Below are 21,498 nucleotides of genomic sequence, written 5' to 3'. Positions count from 1 at the left end.
CCAGCCGAAAAAACAAAACACCCCCGGTCCGTAGACCGGGGGTGTAGCCGATGTCTCGGGACATCTGTAGTCGATGTCCCGAGACATCACAAATGTGGCAGATGAGGGATTCGAACCCCCGTAGGCGTTGCCAGCTGATTTACAGTCAGCCCCCTTTGGCCGCTCGGGTAATCTGCCGAACTTCAAAAGAAGATCACCACGGTTTTGTTTCCATCACCGCGGCAAGACAACCTTACAGAACTTCTGCCGAAGAGTGAAATCGGGAATACGCGGGCCGAAAATCGTCGAAAATCAGGCTTCGCTGAGGATCCGGCCGGCGAGCTTGGCCTCGAACCGCAGCGCCTGTTCCTCGGTGATCTGGTTGAGCTGCACGGCCCGCTGAAGGTCCGAATGCACTCCCTCCATCCGGGTGGAGGCGTCGGCTACTGGGCTGAGGATGATGGATGCGGCCACGGCAGCGGCGGCCACGGATGAGGCGGCGGTGGCGATGGTTCCTGCGGCTGCGGCGGTGGACTTGGTGACGTAGCGGACGGCCTTGTGGGTCATTGCTTTCCTTCCGAGCGGCTTCCAACTGCTACAACTCTGGGCGCCGAAACTTCGTTCCCGCCATGACTCGGCTATGAGTGAACTGTGAATGGCGCCCACCTTCACTTCCCCGCCATCCGTACTACGCTGGAATCCAGATATCCCCACCCTGCCCGGAGCCTTACCGCCCGGGCGACGCATGCACCAGCAAAGGAGAGTCATGGCAGGCGAGTCCACATTCGACGTCGTAAGCAAGGTAGACAAGCAGGAGGTGGCCAACGCGCTGAACCAGGCGCAGAAGGAAATCGCCCAGCGCTATGACTTCAAGGGCGTCGGCGCCGAGGTCGATTTCAGCGGCGAGAAGATCCTGATGAAGGCGAACTCCGAGGAGCGCGTCCTGGCGGTCCTGGATGTGCTGCAGTCCAAGCTGATCCGCCGCGGCATCTCGCTCAAGTCCCTGGACACCGGCGAACCGTACCCCTCCGGCAAGGAATTCCGGCTGGAGGCCTCCATCAAGGAAGGCATCGCGCAGGACCTCGCCAAGAAGATCAACAAGCTCATCCGCGACGAGGCCCCGAAGTCCGTCAAGTCCCAGATCCAGGGCGATGAACTCCGCGTCACGTCCAAGTCCCGCGACGACCTGCAGGCCACCATGGCCCTCCTGAAGGACTTTGACGAAGCCGATCTTCAGTTCGTGAACTTCCGCAGCTAAGGCCCGCTAACGCCGGGGTGCACAAATGGGCTGGCGACAGTGCCCGCCAGCCCGTTTGTGCGCCACCAGGGAAAAGGAACCCAATGAACTTCGCAGTCAGGCCCGAGCCGTGGGACGCCGAGGACGGGGCGAGGCTGCGCAGCATGCAGCGGGCCGAACTGGATGCCCGCTACGGCTGCGACGACCATGAGCCCGGTTCCGCGCCCAGCGCCGAAGACATCACCGTGTTCATGGTGGCCCGGAACCACGAGGGGACAGCGGTTGCCTGCGGCGCCCTGCGCCGGCTCGACGCCGGGTCCGCGGAGATCAAGAGGATGTTCGTGCTGCCCGACCACCGCTGAAGCGGCGCCGCCCTGGCAGTTTTGCGTAGCCTGGAGGCCGAGGCCGCCCGCCTGGGCCTGAGCGAGCTCAAGCTCGAGACCGGCACGGCCCAGCCCGACGCCATCCGCTTCTACGAGCGCGAGGGCTACCGGCTGATCGACAACTTCGGGCCGTACGCCGGCGAGCCGCTGTCCGTCTGCTACGCCCGCTCGCTCTGACGACGCGCCAGTTGGCAGGCGACGCGCAAATTTCCGCTCGCTGCTGGTATTCCGGCCGCGCCAGGCATTGTGCGCGTCTCAGGGTATGGTGCGCGTCGCAGGGTTATGGGCGCGTCGCAGGGCTCCCCAGGAAGAAGTACGACGGCGGCCGTCAGCTAAGCGGCCTGCCTGCCATCCGCTCCAGGCGGCTGATGCGGTCCTGCATCGGCGGGTGCGTCGCGAAAAGCCTGGTGAGCCCGCCGCCGCGGAACGGGTTGGCGATCATCAGGTGCGAGGCGTTGACCAGCCGCTGGTCCTGCGGCAGCGGTGCGGCCTGGACGCCCTGGTGGATCTTGCGCAGGGCGGAGGCGAGTGCCAGCGGATCGCCGGTGAGCTGCGAACCGTCCTCGTCGGCGTCGTACTCCCGTGTCCGGGAGATGGCCACCTGGATCAGGGAGGCTGCCAGCGGCGCCAGCAGCGCCATGGCGATGAGTGCCAGCGGGTTCGAATTGCGCCTGTCCCCGCCGCCGAAGAACAGCAGCATCTGCCCCACCGAGGTGATGACGCCCGCCACCGCAGCTGCCACGGACGAGGTCAGGATGTCGCGGTTGTAGACGTGCATGAGCTCGTGGCCGAGGACTCCCCGCAGTTCCCGCGGGGTGAGGAGCTGCAGGATCCCCTCCGTGCAGCAGACGGCGGCGTTCTGCGGGTTCCGCCCGGTGGCGAACGCGTTGGGCGCCATGGTGGGCGAGACGTAGATCCGGGGCATGGGCTGGTTGGCGCGGGCGGAGAGCTCCCGGACCATCTGGTAGAGCTGCGGCGCCTGGGCTTCGGAGACGGGGTAGGCCTGCATGGAGCGGAGCGCGATCTTGTCGCTGTTCCAGTAACCGTAGGCCGTGGTCCCCAGGCCGATCAGCGCCATGATCAAGATCGGGGCCGAGCTGCGGGTGTTGGCGGCAATGAGGGCGCCCAGGCCCAGCAGGATGGCCCACAGCACGCCGAACAGCGCCGCCGTTTTCAGTCCGTTGTGGTGATTGTGCACTTTTGCCTCCACAGCTCAGAAGTCGGAACCGGTACCGCCGCTACGGAACAGGATTCCGCGCGTCGTACTTCAGGAAGCCGGATTGCCACCGCGCCACCATCCAGGCCACCACGATGCACAGGATGCCGCCCAGCAGCAGGACCCAGCCCTCACTAAGAATTTTAGTGCCGCCGCCTGCCAGCATGTCGCCCAGCCGCGGGCCACCGGCGACCACCACAATGAAGACCCCCTGAAGCCGGCCGCGCAGGTGGTCCGGGGTCGCGGCCTGCAGGATGGTGGTGCGGAAGACGGCACTCACGGAGTCGGCAATTCCCGCCAGGGCGCAGCAGAGGGCTGCCGGGATCAGCCAGAAGGTGACGCCGCCGGAGCCGGACCGCCCGGCCAGCACCACCACGAGGCCGAACGCCGAAAACGAGGCGCCCCAGCCCATGACCGACCACACCACCGCAGTCCCCTGCCGCCGCACCGCGCCGAGCGGCCCGGAAAAGAGGCCGGCGAGGAAGGCACCCACAGCCACGGCCGCCAGCAGGATGCCCACTGTGGTTTCCCCGCCGCCGATCATGAGGGCACCGATGGCCGGCAGCAGCGCACGCGGCTGGGCAAGGATCATCGCGATGAGGTCGAGGATGAACGTCATCCGCAGGTTGGGCCGCGTGCCCAGGAAGCGGAAACCCTCCGCCACGGACCGCATCCCGGCCCGGCCCGCCGCCTCTCCGGGCGGCATGGGGGGAAGCTTCAGCAGGGCCCAGAAGGCAAAGACGAAGCTGACAACGTCCAGCGTGTACGTCCACCCGAACCCGACACTGGCCACCAGGACACCCGCGAACAGCGGCCCCGCCGTCATGCCCAGCCCGAAAGTCACCATGTTCAGTGCGTTGGCGGCCGGCAGGAGCTCTTTCCGCAACAGCGCGGGAATGATGGCGCTGCGGGCAGGCTGGTTGATCGCCTGGGCACCGCTTTGCACGGCCACGAGGGCATACAGCAGCCACACGTTGCCCACCTCCAGCCAGGCCTGGAGGGCGAGCCCGCCGGTGGTCACCCACAGCACCGCGGACGACAGAAGCGCCACCGTGCGGCGGTCATGGGAGTCGGCGATGGATCCGCCCAGCAAGCCGCCCAGCACCAGCGGGACCAGGGCAAAGATGCTGAGCAGCCCGACGTACAGGCTGTCCTGGGTCAGCCGGTATACCTCCAGGCCGACAGCGACGAGGGTGAGCTGGCTGCCCACGTTGGAGAGCGCCGACCCCAGCCATAGCCGCCGGAAATCAGGGCTCTCGCGCAGCGGAGTGATGTCGGCCAGAAGTTTTCCCACCCGGCAACTCTAGCCTCAGCAGGAACTTAGCCCCGCCTTATTGTGATCTAGTCAAAATAAGTGATTCAATGGATGCATGACGGATCACCCGGAAAGCCACGAAGCATGGGCCGCGGCCCTGCGTGCCCACGGCCGCCGGGTGACCAAGCAGCGGCTGGCGGTCCTGGCCGCCGTCGAGCATCACCCGCACTCCCCGGCGGAAAACATCCTGGCGGCTGCCCGCGAGGAACTGCCGGAACTGACGGCGCAGTCCGTGTACGTGGTGCTGGGTGATCTGACGGACCTGCAGATGCTGCGCCGCTTCGAACCCCCACATTCCCCGGCGCTGTATGAGACGCGGGTGGGCGACAACCATCACCACGCGATCTGCATCAGCTGCGGCCGTGTGGAGGATGTCGACTGCGCTGTCGGCCATGCTCCGTGCCTAACCCCGCATTGGAGCGAGGATTCCCACCCCATGACCATCCAGATCGCGGATGTCATGTACCAGGGGATCTGCGGAGAATGCCAGCGGGCCCAAAAACTTCCTGCAAACGTAAATGACAAGTAATTAAGAAATAGGAGAATAATGACTGCCATTTCAACGACCCAGTCAGGTGCGCCGGTTACGTCCGATGCACATTCGAAGGCTGTCGGTGCTGACGGCGCGATCATCCTCACGGATCACTACCTGGTGGAGAAGCTCGCCCAGTTCAACCGCGAGCGGGTTCCGGAGCGTGTGGTGCACGCCAAGGGCGGCGGCGCGTTCGGCACGTTCAAGGCCACCGAGGACGTCTCCAAGTACACCAAGGCGGCGTTCCTGCAGCCCGGTGTGGAGACCGAGATGCTGATCCGTTTCTCCTCGGTCGCGGGCGAGAACGGTTCCCCGGACACGTGGCGTGACCCGCGCGGTTTCGCGGTGAAGTTCTACACCTCCGAGGGCAACTACGACCTCGTGGGCAACAACACCCCGGTGTTCTTCATCCGCGACGGCATCAAGTTCCCGGACTTCATCCACTCCCAGAAGCGCCTGCCCGGCACGCACCTGCGTGACGCGGACATGCAGTGGGACTTCTGGACCCTGTCCCCGGAGTCGGCACACCAGGTCACCTGGCTGATGGGTGACCGCGGCCTGCCGGCGTCCTGGCGTGAGATGCAGGGCTACGGCTCGCACACCTACCAGTGGATCAACGCCGAGGGCGAGCGGTTCTGGGTCAAGTACCACTTCCGCTCCAACCAGGGCGTGAACTCGATCACCGGCGAAGAGGCCGAGGCGCTGGCCGGCTCGGACGCGGACTTCTACATCCGCGACCTGCACGAGAACATCGAAGCCGGCAACCTGCCCTCCTGGGACCTGCACGTTCAGGTCATGCCCTACGAGGACGCCAAGACCTACCGGTTCAACCCGTTCGACCTGACCAAGGTCTGGCCGCACGCGGACTACCCGCTGATCAAGGTCGGCACCATGGAGCTGAACCGGAACCCGGAGAACTACTTCGCGCAGATCGAACAGGCCACCTTCGCGCCGTCGAACTTCGTGCCCGGCATCGCCGCGTCCCCGGACAAGATGCTCCAGGCCCGGATCTTCTCCTACGCTGACGCGCACCGCTACCGGGTGGGTACCAACCACGCCCAGATCCCGGTGAACCAGCCCAAGAACCAGGTCAACAACTACAGCCAGGACGGCGCCGGACGCTTCCTGTTCAACGCCCCGTCGGTTCCGGTCTACGCACCGAACACGTTCGGCGGCCCGGCCGCCGTTGAGCAGTCCCCGGCAGGCGGCTGGGAGAACGACGGCGAGCTCACGCACGCCGCGCACTCCCTGCACGCCGAGGACGGCGACTTCGTCCAGGCCGGTGCGCTGTACCGCGAGGTCTACAACGACGCCGAGAAGGCCCGTTTCCTGGACACCATCACCGGTGCCGTGGGCGGCGTGAAGCGCGAAGACATCAAGGAACGCGCCATCGCGTACTGGACCAGCGTTGACGCCGAACTCGGCGCCAAGCTCCGCGCCAACCTCGGCGCAGCACCCCTCTCCGACGCCGAAGCCGCCAACAAAATCGGCTAACAGCACCGGATAGCACCAGGAACCCCGCCACGGCACAGTGACCCGTTCACAGCCGCGGCGGGGTTCCCTGCGTTCTGGGCAGTTGCTGCCGGCTCAGCCGGGCCCGTCTGAGCCTGCCGAACCGGCTGAGCCCGCCGAAACCTCGACCGCGGACGCGGGCTTCACGCCGGCGGGAAGATATAGTCAACAGCATGCAGTCGGGTCCCCTTTATCTGATCGGCCCTTCGGGCAACCCCAATTTCGGCGACGAGTTCATCGCCGCCGCGTGGCTGAAATATCTCGCCGAAGTTCGGCCCGATGCCGACGTTTGGCTGGACTGCCCCCAGCCCGGCCTGGCGCAGGTCCTCTTCGAAGGAATGCATCCGCGCCTGCGCGTCACCAACACCCTGTGGCGGCTGGTGCACGAGACGACTGAAATGCCGCTGGACGAGGCAGCGGAGATCATCAGGGCCCGCGTCACCGGCCTGGGCTCCCCCTCCTACGATCTGGGCCTCCTCAAGCTGCGGGAAGCCCAATCGCTGCACCTCATCGGCGGCGGCTTCATCAATGAGAACTGGTCCCACCACGCCGGACTTGTGCTGGCCATGCGTGCCGTCCACGCAATCACGGGCGTCCGACTGATTGCCACCGGCCAGGGACTCATGCCCGAGCTGACGTCGGCGCCCGCCGAAATGCCCCTGTTCCAGGATTTTGTGCACGCGGCGGCCCGCGATGAAGCCGGCGCCCGGGCCTACGGCATCAGCCAGGACCTGGACGATGCCTTCCTCGGCGTCACCGCTGAAATCGCACGCACCACCGCCGAGCCCGGACTCTACGTCTGCATCCAGAGCGACACCGCCGATCCGGAGCGGTTCGAAACAGCCGTAGAACTGGCGAGGGCCGCCGTCGAAAAGGCCGTCAGCAAGGGAACCAACGCCTATTACGTCGAGGCCATCCCAGGCGCCGACCGCGTCGCCTACGAACGGCTGGCGGACCTCATTCCGGAAGAACGGTTCCTTCCGTTCCTGCACATCTGGGCCCATGGCCTGCCCCTGGCCGCGCACCAGACGTGGGTGACCAGCCGCTTCCACTTCCACCTTCTGGCGGCGTCGGCAGGTGCGAGGGGCATCGCCGTCGGCGTGAAGAAGGGGTACTACGACGTCAAGCACGAGTCGCTGACGGCCCTGGGCAGCGGCTGGTCACTGGCGCTGGACGGCGACGACCCCGGAATCCCGGCGGACCGCGGGTCGCTGCGAGACGGGCTGCCGGCGCTCGTGGCCCGCAAGCGCGCCGAGGCGGACAAGATCTATCCGCCGTTGCCGGGCCAGCCCGCTGCCACGGCGTCCGGGACGCTGACCGCCGGATCGCTGACAGCCGGCGCCGCGAAGCTCTTCAACAAGGCACTCGCTGCGCCGCGGAAGAACAAGATCCGTCCTGGAGCCCACTGAACCGACCATGCTTGATTGGCTTTCCGGGCTGACCTCCTCGGCCCCGACCGTTGTATTCCTAGTCACGGCATTCTTTCTCCCGGGACTCCTTGTTCTCCTGCCGCTGAAACCGGGCTGGCCGGCGGCCATCGCGCTCAGTCCCGCTGTCACCTTGCTGATGCTTCTGGCCGGCAGTTTTGCGACGGCGGCCCTCGGCCTCCCTTGGAACGCCGCCACTGCCGCGCTCACGGCCCTCCCGCTGGTCCTCCTGGCATGGCTTGCCGGCAGGAGGTTCGCCCTCGGACAGCCCCTGGCGCCCGGCAGCGCCGGCCTGCCGACGTGGCTTGCGGTAGGGGCAGCAACTGCCCTCGGTTCCGCTGTTACCTGCCTCGCCCTGCTCCGCGGCATCGGCGACCCCGCCACCGCCTCGCAGGGCTGGGATCCGATCTTCCACCTGAACGCATTGCGCTGGATCCAGGAATCCGGCCAGGCCACTCCATGGAGCATCGCCCCGATTTTCGGCGCCGGCCGCGCCACGTACTACCCGGCGGGCTGGCACAGCGCCGTTGCCCTCGTTCCGGGCAGCGTCTCCGAAGCGGCCAACCTGTCCTCGATCGTCATCGGCGGCCTGATCTGGCCGGCCGGCCTGGCGTTCCTGGCCACGGCCGTGCTGCCGCGGCATCCTGCGGCCTGGGCGCTGACGCCGCTGGTTGGTGCTTCCTTCATCAGCTTTCCCTTTTCCCAGCTCCTCCGCAGCGGCCAGTGGCCCAACGGGCTCGCCACCGCGCTCGTGCCCGCGACGCTGGCCCTGGCCGTGCTGCTGCTGCGCCGCGTGACGTCCGCAGCGACTCCTGCCGAGCCAACCGCCGGGCCAACCGCCGTGGCAACCGCCGGGCCATCTGCCGGGAGGTCAGGCGGGCCCGCGGAGACGCGGGCGGGGGCGCCGGCGGGGGCGCCGGCCCGCGGGCACGTCCCCCTGGCCATCATCCTCGTGGCCGTCCTCGGCGGCTGCGCCGCGGCCCACCCGAGCGCCCTGTTTGCGATTGCCGTAGCAGTCCTGCCCTTCGTGGCCGCGAGCTTCCTGCCGCTGCTGGTGCGCGGGGTGCGGCGCCGTCCCCTCCCCACCCTTGCGGCTGTGCTGGTCGCGGTGCTCCTTGCGGCAGCGGCGTGGTCGGTGCTGGCCAACTCCCGCCTGCTGGCAGGCGTCATGGCCTACCGCCGGGCTGTACGGGCAGCAGTCCCGGATTCCGTGTACCTTGCCTTCTTCGACCTGCCGCGCTTCCCGGCACTCTCCCCGCCCGCACCGGACGACTTCAACATCGCAGTGGGACTGCTGGTGATTCTTGGCGCCGTTGTGGCTATTTTTGTCCGGGAGGCGAGGCCGCTGGCCGCCACCTGGCTGGCCTTCGTGGGGCTCTACGTGCTTGCCGCGGGTCCCGAAAACGGACTGCGGTGGCTCACCGGCTTCTGGTACAAGGACACCCAGCGGATTGCACCGTTCATCGCCATGGCGGGGAGCCTGCTGGCCGCGCTGGCCATTGCCGTGGTGACAGGTGCCGCGGTCAGGGCGGTGATGCGCGCTATTTCCGCACGCCCTCATGAGGCCAGACCCGCCGGACGGTGGCCCGTTCCCGCCATCCTGTTCACGGTTGCCGCTGCTGCTGTCATCGGTGCGCTATATGTGGGTTCCGGAAGCTACCGTTCCGTGGAACGCGTAGCGGTGTCCGCGCAGAATTACACAGTCTCCGACAAACCAGGGGCCGGCGTGCTTTCCAGCGGCGAGCAGGCCTTCATTGAGCGGGCCGGCTCCATGCTGCCGGACGATGCGGTGGTGATCGGGGACCCGTTCAACGGCGAAACCTACTTCTATGCGCTGACCGGCCGGCACGTCGTCTACACGCAACTGGGCGCGCCGACAGCCGGCAGCGCGGCCAAGGAACTGCTACGCACCGGCTTCAACCGGCTGGCAGCTGACCCTGCCGTCTGTGATGCTGTGCGCAAGGTCGGCGCCACTTACTTCTATGAGGACGCCCCCGGCGGGTCTCACGGCAGCGTCAGCCTGAAGCGCTGGCCGGGTTTCTACAACGTGCCCACGGAGCAAGGCTTTGAAAAAGTGGCGTCCGCGGAGGGCCGCACCTTGTACCGGATTACTGCCTGCGGGTAGCAGCCTCTTATCGGCACCGCGGATGTTCCACATGGGCGCGGCTTTCCACATATGGGCCGCGTTCCACATGGGCGCGCGCGGCCATGGCCGGAGTCGCGGCAAATCCCTAGGCTTCAACCATGAGCACATTCGAGGGTATCCCGGCCGCGGCAACGAAGTTCTACGCTGAGCTGGAGGAGAACAACAACCGCGACTGGTGGCATGCCCATTCGGCGGTGTACCAGGATTCCGTCAAGGCTCCGCTTCAGGCGCTCCTCGCAGAGCTTGAGCCGCGCTTTGGACCGGGCAAGATTTTCCGGCCCAACCGTGATGTCCGGTTCTCCCCGGACAAGTCACCGTACAAGACCGCCCAGGGCGCCTTCGCCTCGTACCAGGAGGGCGTGGGCTATTACCTCCAGATCAGCGCCGACGGCCTGCTGGTTGGGGGCGGCTACCACTCGCATTCACCCGCTCAGCTGGTCCGGTACCGGAATTCGGTGGACGCGGGGAGCACCGGCGAACAGTTGCAGCACATCGTGGACGCCGTCGCGGCGGCCGGATTCGCCATCGAAGGCGAGAAACTGAAAACCGTGCCCCGGGGCTTTCCGAAGGATCATCCCCGCGGCGAACTGCTGAAGCACAAGTCGCTCTCGGCCGGGGTTACCCTCGGCGAGCCCGAATGGCTCGGCTCCCAGGACGCCGAACGCGAGATTGCCGGGCTCTGGGAACAGCTCCGCCCGCTGGTGGACTGGGTGGGACGGCACGCCGCCCCCTGACGGTTGCATCAGGGGGCGGCGGTTCGTTCATCAGGGGCGATCCCTGCTGAACAGGTCAGGCCTGTGCTGGGATCAGCTAGACGCGGGTGAGTGCGTCCTCGTCGTCGTCCCGGTCATCGAGGCCGGACGTCCGGCCGTCCACCGCAGCTTTGGCACCGGCGAACTTCTCGTTGAGGCGGGAGTGCCGCTGCCCGTAAGCGAAGTAGATGGCGATGCCCACTACCAGCCAGATGCCGAAGAAGATCCAGGTCTCCACAGCAAGGTTGGTCATCAGGTACAGGCACAGCACCGCGGACACGACGGGAAGCACCTTGCCGAACGGGACCCGGAACGCGGGCTTCAGGTCGGGGCGCTTCCTGCGCAGCACGAGGATGCCCAGGCTGACCATCACGAACGCCGACAGCGTGCCGATGTTGATCATTTCCTCGAGCAGGTCCACGTTGGTGAGCCCGGCGACCACGGCAACGGCGGCGCCGCAGATAATCTGCAGACGGACCGGCGTCGAACGCTTTTCGCTGGTCTTGGACAGGGAGCGCGGCAGCAGGCCGTCGCGGCTCATGGCCAGTACGACGCGGGCCAGGCCCATGAGCAGCACCATGATCACGGTGGTCAGGCCCACGAGGGAACCGAAGGCGATCACCTTCGCGGCGTCGGTGTTGCCGACCGCTTCGAAGGCTGTGGTGAGGGTGGGGCTCTCCGCCTCGGCGAGCTGCGTGTAGGAGACCATGCCGGTCAGGGCGAGGGACACCAGGATGTACAGCAGGGTCACCAGGGCCAGGCCGCCGAAGATGCCGCGGGGCAGCGTCTTCTGCGGGTTCTTGACCTCTTCCGCGGAGGTCGCCACCACGTCGAAGCCGATGAAAGCAAAGAACACCAGAGCGGCGCCGGCGAAAATGCCGAGGGTGCCGTACTGTGCGGGGGCGGCCCCGGTGAGGAAGCCGAAGAAGGACTGCTTCATGACGTCAGCCGCGCCGGCGCCGGCCGTCGGTTCGGAGGCCGGGACGAAGGGGGTGTAGTTGGAGAACTTCACGTAGCTGAAGCCCACGATGATCACGAACACCACCACGCCGATCTTGATCAGCGTGAAGATGTTGCCGACGCGGGCGGACAGCTTGGTGCCGAGCACCAGCAGCACGGTGAAGACGGCGACGATGAGGAACGCGCCCCAGTACAGGTCAACGCCGCCGATCGAAATGGCGGGCGGCATTTCCACGCCCATCAGGGCGAAGACCTTGCTGAGGTAGATGCCCCAGTACTTGGCGATCACTGCGGCCGCGGTGAATAGTTCCAGGATGAGGTTCCAGCCGATGATCCAGGCCAGAATCTCGCCCATGGTGGCGTAGGTGAAGACGTAAGCGGAGCCGGCCACCGGGATGGCGGTGGCGAACTCGGCGTAGCACATGATCGCCAGCGCACAGGTGACGGCGGCGACCAGGAAGGAGATGGTGACGGCGGGGCCGGCGAAGTTCGCAGCGGCCTTGGCGCCCACGGAGAAGATGCCGGCGCCGACTGCGACGGCGACGCCCATGATCATGAGGTCCCAAGTGCTCAGGGAGCGCTTCAGCTTACGTCCGGGTTCATCGGCGTCGGCTATTGACTGCTCGATGGATTTGGTCCGGAAAAGGTTCATTGGAAGTCCACAGTCCTGATAGGGGATGGAAACAGACCTATCAAGTGTAGTGTCCATCCAGTGGACGGCCACATTTGTCCCGAATACTGAGATGCCCGGCACGCAAAACCACGCCCGGCCCTCCTCCGCGCTGCGGCTGCGCGGTGTGGTGGAGGGCCGGGCGTGGGTCCGAAGAGGATTGGCTGGCGGCCTTGCGGGCCGCCAGCCGTCCTGGTGAGTTACACAGCACCCGTCCTGAACGTCCAGGAGCGGAAGGCCAGCGGGTTGCCCGCCAGGTCCCGCACGGCGGACGTTGCCATGGTGTAGGTGGTGTTGGCCGCCAGAGTTGCCGACGGGTTCAACGTCGCGGTCCTGGTCGCGGCGTTGTACGTGACGGTCGCCGTCACCACCGGACCGGTCAGGCCGCCGCGCCGCAGCACCACTGTTCCGGTGCTGACGTTCGTCACGGGCTCGCTGTAGCGGACCGTGACGTTCGCCGTCCTGCCCACGTTGTTGGCGCCGATACCGGGGGTAACGGAAGCAACGGTCGGAGCGGGACCGGTGGTGAACTGCCACGAGTTGAACGCGATGGTGTTCCCGGCAGTGTCGCGGACTGAGGAGACAGCCAGCGAGTACGTGCGGTCTGCCAGGAGGTTGGCGTTCGGGTTCACCGTCGCCGTGCGGTTCGCGTTGTTGTACGTGACCGTGGTGGGGATGACGGTGGCGCCGAGCCGCAGTACGACGGTGCCTGTGGTGACATTCGCCACCGGCTCACTGAAGGTCACGCTCAGGTTGTTCGCCTGGCTGACGGACGTGGCGCCCGAGGCGGGCGTCCGGCCAGTGACCGTCGGTGCGACGAACTCGGTCCGCGGCGTGGTCAGCGGTGTGCGGGCCGATGCTGAGCCCGTGCCTGCTGCGTTGATCGCCGAGACGTCGAACGTGTATCCCGTGCCGTTGATCAGGCCGGTGACCACCGTGTTCGTCACGTTGCCGACCGTCACCTCGCGGGTCGGAGTGGCACCGGTACCCACGAAAACACGGACCCGGAACTGGGTGACCGGGGCGCTGGCTACCGCCGCCGGGGCGGTCCACCGCACCGTGGCCTGGGCATTGCCCGCGGTCGCCGTGCCGATCGCCGGAGCGCTCGCAAGGGTGGGAGCCGACGGGGTGACCGTGCCGGACAGTGCCGAGAAGGCGCTGGTGCCGATTGCGTTCAGTGCCCGAACCTGGAACCGGACAGGGGTTCCGTTGGCCAGGCCCGTCACCACCAGGCTGGTGGCACCGGCGTCGGCGGTCTGGAGTGCACCGACCTGGGTTCCGGCCGCGTTGACCACCCGCACCTCGAAGCTGGTGGCGACGCCGCCTGCTGCCGGGGTGAAGTTGACCGTCGCCTGGCCATTGCCTGCGGCAACCGAGACGATGACTGGCGCCGCCGGAGCGACGGTGTCGGCGAACACGAGGCGTTCAACGTTCCGCACGGTGTCGGTACCGTCAGCGCCCACGTTATCGGTCACCGTGGTGGTGGAGCCCGGGGAGCCGAGGGTGCCGTCGCCACCGGTTGTGGTGACCGTGTAGTCGGCTTCCGGTCCGGTGAACACTGCGGAGTCGGTGCCGCCGGAGCCCGTGAGGATCTCGCGGACCGCCACGATGTTGCCCGGGTTCACGGCTCCCGCGAAGACAGCCTCCTGGAGGGTCGCTCCCGTCAGGTTGCCGTTGGCGTCCTTCAGGTACCGGCTACTCATGGCGCTCTGCCCCGGCCCTTCAATGCTGGCGCTGCCGATCTCGCTTGCCGGATCGGCTGCGTTGGTGCGGACGCTGAGACGGACACTGAGGTAGCGGTCGCCGTCGATGATGTCGTTTGCGCCGCGGCCCTCGATCAGGTCGCTGCCGCTGCCGCCGAGGAGGATGTTGCCTTCGCCCCAGACGTTCGCACCGGTGAGGACCGGGCAGTCCTTGCCCGCCGAGGCGGACACAACATCGGCGGTCGGCGTCGGGAAGGTCGTCACCAGGTCGCCGAGTCCGGCGATCCGGTCCACACCGGCCTGATCCAGAACGTTGCACCCGATGAACCCGCCGCCTCCAACGGCGCTGGGAACGACGCTGTCGCCGCGGATCTTGTCATCGAATTTCCAGCCGGAGGCGGCCTCGAGTTCGTTGAACTTGTCGCGGACATCAACGGTCAGGATGTCAAGCGGAACAAGCGGCAAGGCGAGGTCCAGGTCCTGCGGCTGGGGATCGCCCTGACCGGTCTCCCAGTCGTAACCGGAAGCTCCGGCGACTTTCTCGATGCCAGGACCGCCGACGCCGATGTCGTCGCCGCCCTCCATGTCGTAGTCGTCGTCGCCGCCCTGGCCGACGAGGATGTCGTGTCCGGGCTTCTGGGAATCGTCCAGGAAGAACAGGTTGCCGCTGTCTCCCTGCATCAGGTCCGGCTGGTCGCCGCCCTCTTCCCAGTCATCGCCGCTGTCGCCGAATGCGGCGTCAAGGCTCTCACCGAGCATCACGAAGTCGTCACCGGCGCCGGCGAAGGTTTCGTTGGCATTGGCTCCGCCGTTTGTGAAGTCCTTGCCTTCCCCACCCATGACGATGTCCAGGCCGGGTCCGGCGTTGATCGCGTCGTTGCCGGGTCCGCCCTTGTGGACGTCGTCACCGGCGAGGTCGGTGATGATGTCGTCGCCGTCGCCACCGAGTGCGACGTCGGCTCCGTCGCCGCCTTCGATGACGTCGTTGCCTTCACCGCCCCAGAAGGTGTCGCTGTCGTTTCCGCCGAAGATGCGGTCCACGCCGGCGGTGCCGTTGTAGACACTCTGGCCGTTGATGCCGGAGGGGTCCACGGTGTTCCGCGAGCGGTACTTGATGGTGCCGTCGGCCATGCGGATCAGGAGGTCCGCCTCGCTGCACTCTGAATCCGGGTCGTCCGCGACGGTGTTGCCCAAGGTTGCAAACTCAGGGGCGGTGCCGGCCAGCTTCTTCAGTTCAAACTTGCAGTCCGCCGTGGCAAACGCGTCGGCCTTCAGGCTCTTCACGTTCGTGTTGCGCATCATCATCTCGGCGAACGAGTTGCCCTCCAGTTGCGTCCTCAGGTTCATGCCGGGGGTGCGTGCCAGGTAGTACAGGCGGTCGCCGTTCTGCAGGTTGGTCAGCTGGTTCTCGAAGACGTAGTTGAACGTGCTGCCCAGCAGGCCGCCGAATACAACCGTCTGCTCCGCGAGGCCGCCGACCCAGAGATCAACGTTGTCGAGGCCGGTGATCGAGCTCGTGCCGCTGTTGGCCCAGGTATCCGTGCTGTTCATGAACGCTGCGGCGTCGGCCGGAGCGACATCCCCGGGGGCGGGGCTGACGATGAGGCGTGCGGCTTCCCGCTTGCCTGCCAGCGTCGTGGCACCGGTGATGGACGGGTGCAGACCGTAGGCAGCGACGAAGTTGACGAGCGACTCCGGGTGCTTGAGGTTCTCGCCGAAGTCGACCCAGTTGGTGTAGGGCTTCAGCTGGCCGTCATTCGTTGAGTTGAACAGTTCCCGGCGAAGGACGTTCAGCCGCGGAATACCCTCAGAACGGGCCCGCGTCATGTTGATCGTCGGAAGGTCCAGGGGCAGGCCCAGCAGGTTGTTGCGGAGCGTGTCCGTCACGAACTCATCCAGTTCGTTACCGGCCTGGTCCGACATGCCCGCGATGACGCTGCCGGCAGCCTCTTCCGAGGTCAGCAGGCCGGCAGGACCGCCGTTGGTGTATTCCGGCGGGTTGAGGAAGCCATGGAGCAGCGAGATGTCGTTCTGGCTGCCCCTCGTGTCGTCGGACGTTCCGAACACCGTGTCAGGGCCGGGGCCGTCCTCATTCCTGCGTGCGATTGTTTCCGTCAGCATCGAGTGGCCGAAGCGGTACACGGCGTGGGCGAATTCCGCCTTGATCGCGGGGTTCAGTTCCGTCTGGGTAAAGGCAAACGGCTCAAAGGGGTTGATCGCAGGCTGAACCTTGCGGGCGAACTCCTCGAAGACCAGGTGCTGGTACTCCATCTCGGTGATGAACCGTGCGGCCTGGAAGAGCCGCTCACCGTTCCAGCCGGCGGCACCGGCAGCCAGCTTCCACTCAGCCAAAGCGGCGACGCCACTGGGGGAGGTATCGGTGGTCAGGATGTTCTCGATGTCGTCGACGAGCCGATCGTGCTCCGAGTGGAAGATCTGGTGGATGGTGGTGAGGCCGATGTTCTCGTTGACGCGGCCGTCACCGGCGATGAAGTGCGCATTCAGCATCTCGTCGTCATAGGTGCCAGGGGCCTGGCTGGCGAAATCGGCAGATGCCGTGGTGTCGCCATCCTTCGCCGGAGTCACCTTTGGTGTAGCCGGGTTGTGGTCGGTGTCCTGCGGGGACGGGTCCGCGTTGTGCGCGATGTCCGTCAGGAACGGGGTGTCAAAGTATTTGACGTTCGCGGGCACCAGTGTCCCCAGGCCGCCGTTGTCGGCACGGTCGGCCTCCACGAGTCCCGTATCTGTCACGAACTGCGGCAGACCGCGGGCAGGGCCGGGAATGAACTTGCCGTAGGGGTCCGCGGCGACCATCGGGACATTCAGGACGTCCTTGTCGAGCAGCTGGATGCCGAGCCGCGCCGAGGCCTGCGCCTTGGTCGTGGCCCAGGTGGCCATGCCGTTGACCGCGTTGGTGCCCGCTTCCCCGCCGAGCATCTTGCCTGTGGCGACCGGCCTCCCGGCGTTGTTGTCAACATACTCACGCAGGAACACCTGGTGCGAGGGGTGCGAGGTGTAGGTCTGGCTCTGGTCGACCCAGGGCGAGTCCGTGTTGTTCGCATCCTGGATGTCGTCAGCGCTTTCGTCGGCAGGGGTCGCGGGGTTGTCGCCCGCGATGCCATCCGGTCCGGGCTGGTTCTGGCCCCGGGTCAGAACCATGAAACGCAGGTTCGGGTCGAGGTCGTCCGCGTTCCCGAAGACGTGGTCCGGACCTGCGATCAGCGGGTCGTCATCCTTCAGCGGAACGAAGACGGTTCCACCGCTCTTAACGGTCTGGTCAACGCCGTGGTCAAAGAACTGGCCGAAGAGCGTGAACATCGAGTTGTAGGGCGGAGAGAGTCCGACGTCGGTGGTCACGTTCTCGATGAACAGCGTGCTGTGGGACGGCACGCAGTCTGCGGGAACGCCGACGACCGGCGGGGTGGCCAGGGGATCCGGGTCCGTGGTGCAGGGCACGACGCCCGGGTTGCCCTGCGTACGGACCGGGTTACCGGCCGCGGCGACCGCCGCCGGGTTGGTCGAGGTCTGGTCCACGATCAGGTTGCTGATCACGCGTGGCTCGGAGTCGAAGACGTTGCCCCTCTTCTGCGCGTACGACGTCGGCTGCGAAGGCCCGAACGCAGGAGGCGAGTTCTCGGCACTCTTAAACACGGGTGTAGTCAGTCGGGGGAACTTCTGGTCGGCTGCACCGAACGTCTCCTGGCCCGGCTGGAGATTGTTGCATGACCCGTCCACCGTCCGGAGACCCTGAGAAACCAGGGGGCTCGGAATTTGGTTGGGGCCAGTGCCGATCAGCGCGCCGCAGGGGCCGGTGGCCGAGGTCGTGTTGGCCACGTGGGCTTCAGCGATCTTGATCTGCTTCAGGATGAAGGACAGATCAGAGGGGGTGATGGTGAATCCTTCCCCCACCGGTGCCTGCACTGCGTTGGCTGCGACCACAGGCAAACCCATGGCGACTGGCATCATCAATGTGGTTACTGCTGCCACCGCCCGGAAGGAGATGGCTTGCTTGCCGTGCTTTTTGCGTCGTTGACGTCGGTTTGTTGGTGGATCGGTGGGTGAAGCGGATCGACTTTGATCCGCTCCCCCGTCTGACTTCCATGCTGAGATTTTCATGGCACACCTGCCGCTAGGAGGGTTATGACCGTGCCATCGTGCGTGGCCATGCCCGTGAAAACCTTGTGGATGCAGCCGGACCGGAGTTATTTGGCCGGCTGAGCCACCCAAATTGGGGGTTTTCAATCAGTGAGTTAACGGGCAACGCACAGGTAAGGCCGCTAACTTGGCGGCCCTACCTGCGCGTCAATTGCCACGGCGTATTGCATCCGGGTCTGGGTTCGTCTACACCGGCCAGTCCATCAAGGTGGAACGGATCAGGAAGCGCTTGCCTTCCGGCGCCTCGACCGAGAATCCGCTCCCCCGGCCCTGCACTACGTCCACCGTCAGGTGCGTGTGGCTCCAGTAGCCGAACTGTTCCCTGGACATCCAGAACTCCAGCGGCTGGCCGGCGTCGTCCGCGGAACCGGACCCCCCGCCGTCGTCCGCGGAGAGGTCAAACAGCCCCAGCAGCACATCCGAGTCGCCGGTCAGGAAGTCCCCCGCCGGGTAGCACATGGGCGCGGATCCGTCGCAGCAGCCGCCGGACTGGTGGAACATGAGCGGGCCGTGCCGCTCCCAGAGCTTTCGCAGCAGCTGCACGGCCTCGGCGGTGAGTGCCACCCGGGAGAAGTCCTCCCCGGGCAGCGTCACCGCGGCGTCGAGCCTGGTGTCGGGCATCAGCCACATCTCCTCATCAGAACCTCAGCACCACGCGGCCGTCGATCTTGGCGTGCTTCATCTCGTCAAAGACCGCGTTGACTTCCGAGAGTTCCCGCGTGGAGACGGTGGGATGGATCTTGCCCTGCGCGTAGAAGTCAAGCGCTTCTTCCAGGTCCTGCCGCGTCCCCACGATGGAGCCGCGGACGGTCAGGCCCTTGAGCACGATCTCAAAGATCGGTGCCGGGAAGTCGCCCGGCGGCAGGCCGTTGAACACGATCGTGCCGCCGCGGCGGGCCATGCCGATGGCCTGCCCAAACGCCGACGGGTGCACGGCCGTGACCAGGACTCCGTGGCAGCCGCCGGTTTCCCGCTGGATGACTTCCGCGGGATCCTCGTGCAGCGCATTGACGGTGAGTTCGGCGCCGTGCTTTTTGGCCAGGGCCAGTTTGTCGTCCGCGATGTCGACGGCGGCGACGCGCAGGCCCATGGCGACGGCGTACTGGACGGCTATGTGGCCCAGGCCGCCGATTCCGGAGATGGTGACCCACTCCCCCGGCTTGGCCTCAGTCATTTTCAGTCCCTTGTAGACGGTGACGCCGGCGCACAGCACCGGGGCGACCTCCACGGGATCCGAGCCCGCAGGAATCCGGGCGGCAAAACGGCTGTCCACCAGCATGTACTCGCCGAAGGAGCCGTCCACGCTGTAGCCGGCGTTCTGCTGGGCCTCGCACAGCGTTTCCCAGCCGGTGCGGCAGTACTGGCAGTCGCCGCAGGCGGACCAGAGCCAGGCATTGCCCACCAGATCCCCGACGGCGAGGTCCGTCACGCCCTCACCGAGGGCCACCACCTCGCCCACGCCTTCGTGGCCGGGCACAAAGGGCGGCGACGGCTTGACCGGCCAGTCCCCTTCCGCTGCGTGAAGGTCGGTGTGGCAGACACCGCTGGTGATCACTTTGACGAGCGCCTGGCCGCGGCCGGGCGTCGGGACGGGAATGTCCTGGATCTGGAGGTCCTTGGTGAATTCGGTTACTACGGCTGCTTGCATTGTCGTCGTCATTGGCGAAATCCTTGCGTCGTTGAAGCGTTGTTTCAGGTGGTGCGGGACGGGTGGTGCTGCCTTCCTGAGTGGTGGCCAGGGGACGGTCTTCCGCCGCGGTGCGGGCGGGAAGCATGGTGCGGGCGGGGACGGATGGAGCTGATCCGTCCCCGCCCGGGCTAAGCGCGGCCTAGGGCGCCGGCTCCTAATCCCTTAGAAGAAGCCGAGCTTGTTTTCGTTGTAGCTGACCAGCAGGTTCTTGGTCTGCTGGTAGTGGTCCAGCATCATGGCGTGGTTTTCGCGTCCGATGCCGGAGGACTTGTAGCCGCCGAACGCGGCACCGGCCGGGTAGGCGTGGTAGTTGTTGATCCAGACGCGGCCGGCCTGGATCTCGCGGCCGGCCCGGTACGCGACGTTGCCATTGCGGGACCAGACGCCGGCGCCGAGGCCGTAGAGGGTGTCATTGGCGAGGCCCATGGCGTCGTTGTAATCACTGAAGCGGGCTACGGACACCACCGGGCCGAAGATCTCCTCCTGGAAGATGCGCATCCGGTTGTGGCCCTCGAAAATCGTGGGCTGGACGTAGTAGCCGCCGGCCAGATCACCGGGCAGTTCGGCGCGGGCGCCGCCGGTGAGCACCTTGGCGCCCTCCTGCATTCCGATGTCGATGTAGGAGAGGATCTTTTCCAGCTGGTCGTTGGAGGCCTGGGCGCCCACCTGGGTTTCGCTGTCCAGCGGGTTGCCCTGGATCATCTTCTCCACCCGGGCCACGGCGTCGGCCATGAAGGAGTCGTAGATGTCATCCTGGACCAGGGCTCGGGACGGGCAGGTGCAGACTTCGCCCTGGTTGAAGGCGAAGAGCGCGAAACCTTCCTGCGCCTTGTCGTAGAACGCGTCGTTGGAGTCGGCGACGTCGTTGAAGAAGATGTTCGGGCTCTTGCCGCCGAGTTCCAGCGTGACCGGAATCAGGTTCCGGCTGGCGTACTGGCTGATCAGCCGGCCGGTCGTGGTCTCGCCGGTGAAGGCGATCTTGCGGATCCGCGGGCTGGAGGCCAGCGGCTTGCCGGCCTCGACGCCGAAGCCGTTGACCACGTTGAGCACGCCGGCCGGCAGCAGGTCGCCGATGAGTTCTATCAGGACAAGGATGGACGTCGGCGTCTGTTCCGCCGGCTTGAGGACGATGGCGTTGCCCGCCGCGAGCGCCGGCGCCAGCTTCCAGACGGCCATCAGGATGGGGAAGTTCCACGGGATGATCTGTCCCACGACGCCGAGCGGCTCGTGGAAGTGGTACGCGGTGGTGTCGTCGTCGAGCTGCGACAGCCGGCCCTCCTGGGCCCGGACGGCGGAGGCAAAGTAGCGGAAGTGGTCGGCTGCCAGCGGGATGTCCGCGTTAAGGGTCTCGCGGACCGGCTTGCCGTTGTCCCAGGTCTCGGCGACGGCGAGCAGCTCGACGTTCTCATCGATGCGGTCGGCGATTTTGTTCAGGATGGCTGCGCGCTCCGCAACTGAAGTCTTGCCCCAGGAGGGAGCAACCTTGTGCGCGGCGTCCAGGGCCAGTTCGATGTCCTCGGCGGTGCCGCGGGCCACCTCGCAGAACGCTTTGCCGGTGACCGGGGTGATGTTCTCGAAGTACTGGCCCTTCACGGGTGCAACCCATTCGCCCCCGATCCAGTTCTCATAGCGGTCCTTGAACGTGACCTTCGAACCTTCGGTGCCGGGCTGTGCGTAAACGGTCATTTGCTAGCTCCTTTGCTCTGCAACACTGTGGCGACATGTCATGGTGATCGCCGATGCATCGAGCCTAGGAGCGGGCAGGTTGCAGCCAGGTTGCAACCCCGTGACCCGGGTCACCCTGAACGTTGCGTTGCTGCC

Annotated in this window: 16 protein-coding genes and 1 tRNA gene; 8 read left to right on the top strand and 9 right to left on the bottom strand. The window is 66.3% G+C overall.

The window, feature by feature from the left end; genetic code table 11:
* Positions 1 to 95 precede the first annotated feature (95 nt).
* Positions 96 to 177: transfer RNA gene (locus ACFRAU_RS19855), tRNA-Tyr, on the bottom strand.
* Between the two features lie 114 nt (positions 178 to 291).
* Positions 292 to 546 (bottom strand): hypothetical protein, encoded by a 255-nt coding sequence (locus ACFRAU_RS19850; protein ID WP_377998114.1) that lies wholly within the window; start codon positions 544 to 546, stop codon positions 292 to 294.
* Positions 547 to 745: 199 nt separating this feature from the next.
* On the opposite strand from ACFRAU_RS19850, the gene ACFRAU_RS19845 reads away from it, so the two are divergent.
* The 3 genes from ACFRAU_RS19845 to ACFRAU_RS19835 all read left to right on the top strand — a co-directional run bounded on the left by ACFRAU_RS19845 (position 746) and on the right by ACFRAU_RS19835 (position 1,776).
* On the top strand, positions 746 to 1,237 hold the full coding sequence (locus tag ACFRAU_RS19845; RefSeq protein ID WP_377998112.1) for a YajQ family cyclic di-GMP-binding protein: 492 nt from the start codon (positions 746 to 748) through the stop codon (positions 1,235 to 1,237).
* Positions 1,238 to 1,320: 83 nt separating this feature from the next.
* Positions 1,321 to 1,578, top strand: a complete 258-nt coding sequence (locus ACFRAU_RS19840) for a hypothetical protein (RefSeq protein ID WP_378001173.1) — start codon at positions 1,321 to 1,323, stop codon at positions 1,576 to 1,578.
* Between the two features lie 21 nt (positions 1,579 to 1,599).
* Positions 1,600 to 1,776: a hypothetical protein gene (locus tag ACFRAU_RS19835; RefSeq protein ID WP_378001172.1), complete on the top strand. Its 177-nt coding sequence runs from the start codon at positions 1,600 to 1,602 to the stop codon at positions 1,774 to 1,776.
* A 151-nt stretch (positions 1,777 to 1,927) separates the two neighbouring features.
* Here the strand turns inward: ACFRAU_RS19835 and htpX are convergent, their stop codons facing one another.
* Both htpX and ACFRAU_RS19825 read right to left on the bottom strand, forming a co-directional pair.
* Positions 1,928 to 2,797 carry a zinc metalloprotease HtpX gene (gene htpX / locus ACFRAU_RS19830; RefSeq protein WP_377998109.1) on the bottom strand — a complete coding sequence of 290 codons (870 nt, stop codon included), beginning with the start codon at positions 2,795 to 2,797 and terminating at the stop codon, positions 1,928 to 1,930.
* A gap of 40 nt (positions 2,798 to 2,837) precedes the next feature.
* Complete coding sequence (locus ACFRAU_RS19825) at positions 2,838 to 4,109, bottom strand: MFS transporter (RefSeq protein ID WP_378001171.1); 1,272 nt, start codon at positions 4,107 to 4,109, stop codon at positions 2,838 to 2,840.
* Positions 4,110 to 4,185: 76 nt separating this feature from the next.
* Between ACFRAU_RS19825 and ACFRAU_RS19820 the strand changes: the two genes are divergently transcribed.
* The 5 genes from ACFRAU_RS19820 (at position 4,186) to ACFRAU_RS19800 (ending at position 10,481) form a co-directional block, all read left to right on the top strand.
* Entirely contained in the window at positions 4,186 to 4,659 is a 474-nt protein-coding gene (locus ACFRAU_RS19820; protein ID WP_377998107.1) for a Fur family transcriptional regulator, read from the top strand.
* Positions 4,660 to 4,677: 18 nt separating this feature from the next.
* Positions 4,678 to 6,156 (top strand): catalase, encoded by a 1,479-nt coding sequence (locus ACFRAU_RS19815; protein ID WP_378001170.1) that lies wholly within the window; start codon positions 4,678 to 4,680, stop codon positions 6,154 to 6,156.
* Between the two features lie 191 nt (positions 6,157 to 6,347).
* Positions 6,348 to 7,583, top strand: a complete 1,236-nt coding sequence (locus tag ACFRAU_RS19810; RefSeq protein ID WP_378001169.1) for a polysaccharide pyruvyl transferase family protein — start codon at positions 6,348 to 6,350, stop codon at positions 7,581 to 7,583.
* Between the two features lie 7 nt (positions 7,584 to 7,590).
* Positions 7,591 to 9,726, top strand: coding sequence for a DUF6541 family protein (locus ACFRAU_RS19805; protein WP_378001168.1), 2,136 nt, complete (start codon positions 7,591 to 7,593; stop codon positions 9,724 to 9,726).
* Positions 9,727 to 9,845: 119 nt separating this feature from the next.
* On the top strand, positions 9,846 to 10,481 hold the full coding sequence (locus ACFRAU_RS19800; protein WP_377995387.1) for a DUF2461 domain-containing protein: 636 nt from the start codon (positions 9,846 to 9,848) through the stop codon (positions 10,479 to 10,481).
* Between the two features lie 76 nt (positions 10,482 to 10,557).
* Here the strand turns inward: ACFRAU_RS19800 and ACFRAU_RS19795 are convergent, their stop codons facing one another.
* The 5 genes from ACFRAU_RS19795 to ACFRAU_RS19775 all read right to left on the bottom strand — a co-directional run bounded on the left by ACFRAU_RS19795 (position 10,558) and on the right by ACFRAU_RS19775 (position 21,363).
* Positions 10,558 to 12,111 carry an amino acid permease gene (locus ACFRAU_RS19795; protein WP_377995386.1) on the bottom strand — a complete coding sequence of 518 codons (1,554 nt, stop codon included), beginning with the start codon at positions 12,109 to 12,111 and terminating at the stop codon, positions 10,558 to 10,560.
* Positions 12,112 to 12,329: 218 nt separating this feature from the next.
* The gene (locus ACFRAU_RS19790; protein ID WP_378001167.1) at positions 12,330 to 17,783 is read right to left on the bottom strand and encodes a peroxidase family protein; all 5,454 of its coding nucleotides are present in this window, start codon (positions 17,781 to 17,783) and stop codon (positions 12,330 to 12,332) included.
* 390 nt (positions 17,784 to 18,173) lie between these two features.
* Complete coding sequence (locus tag ACFRAU_RS19785; protein ID WP_378001166.1) at positions 18,174 to 18,608, bottom strand: DUF779 domain-containing protein; 435 nt, start codon at positions 18,606 to 18,608, stop codon at positions 18,174 to 18,176.
* Between the two features lie 16 nt (positions 18,609 to 18,624).
* Positions 18,625 to 19,647, bottom strand: a complete 1,023-nt coding sequence (gene adhP / locus ACFRAU_RS19780) for an alcohol dehydrogenase AdhP (RefSeq protein ID WP_377995383.1) — start codon at positions 19,645 to 19,647, stop codon at positions 18,625 to 18,627.
* Between the two features lie 192 nt (positions 19,648 to 19,839).
* Positions 19,840 to 21,363 carry an aldehyde dehydrogenase family protein gene (locus ACFRAU_RS19775; RefSeq protein WP_378001165.1) on the bottom strand — a complete coding sequence of 508 codons (1,524 nt, stop codon included), beginning with the start codon at positions 21,361 to 21,363 and terminating at the stop codon, positions 19,840 to 19,842.
* Between the last annotated feature and the right edge of the window lie 135 nt (positions 21,364 to 21,498).

The organism is Arthrobacter sp. NPDC056691 (assembly GCF_042791415.1).
GTDB lineage: Bacteria > Actinomycetota > Actinomycetes > Actinomycetales > Micrococcaceae > Arthrobacter.
This window is presented reverse-complemented; position numbering and strand designations above follow the sequence as displayed.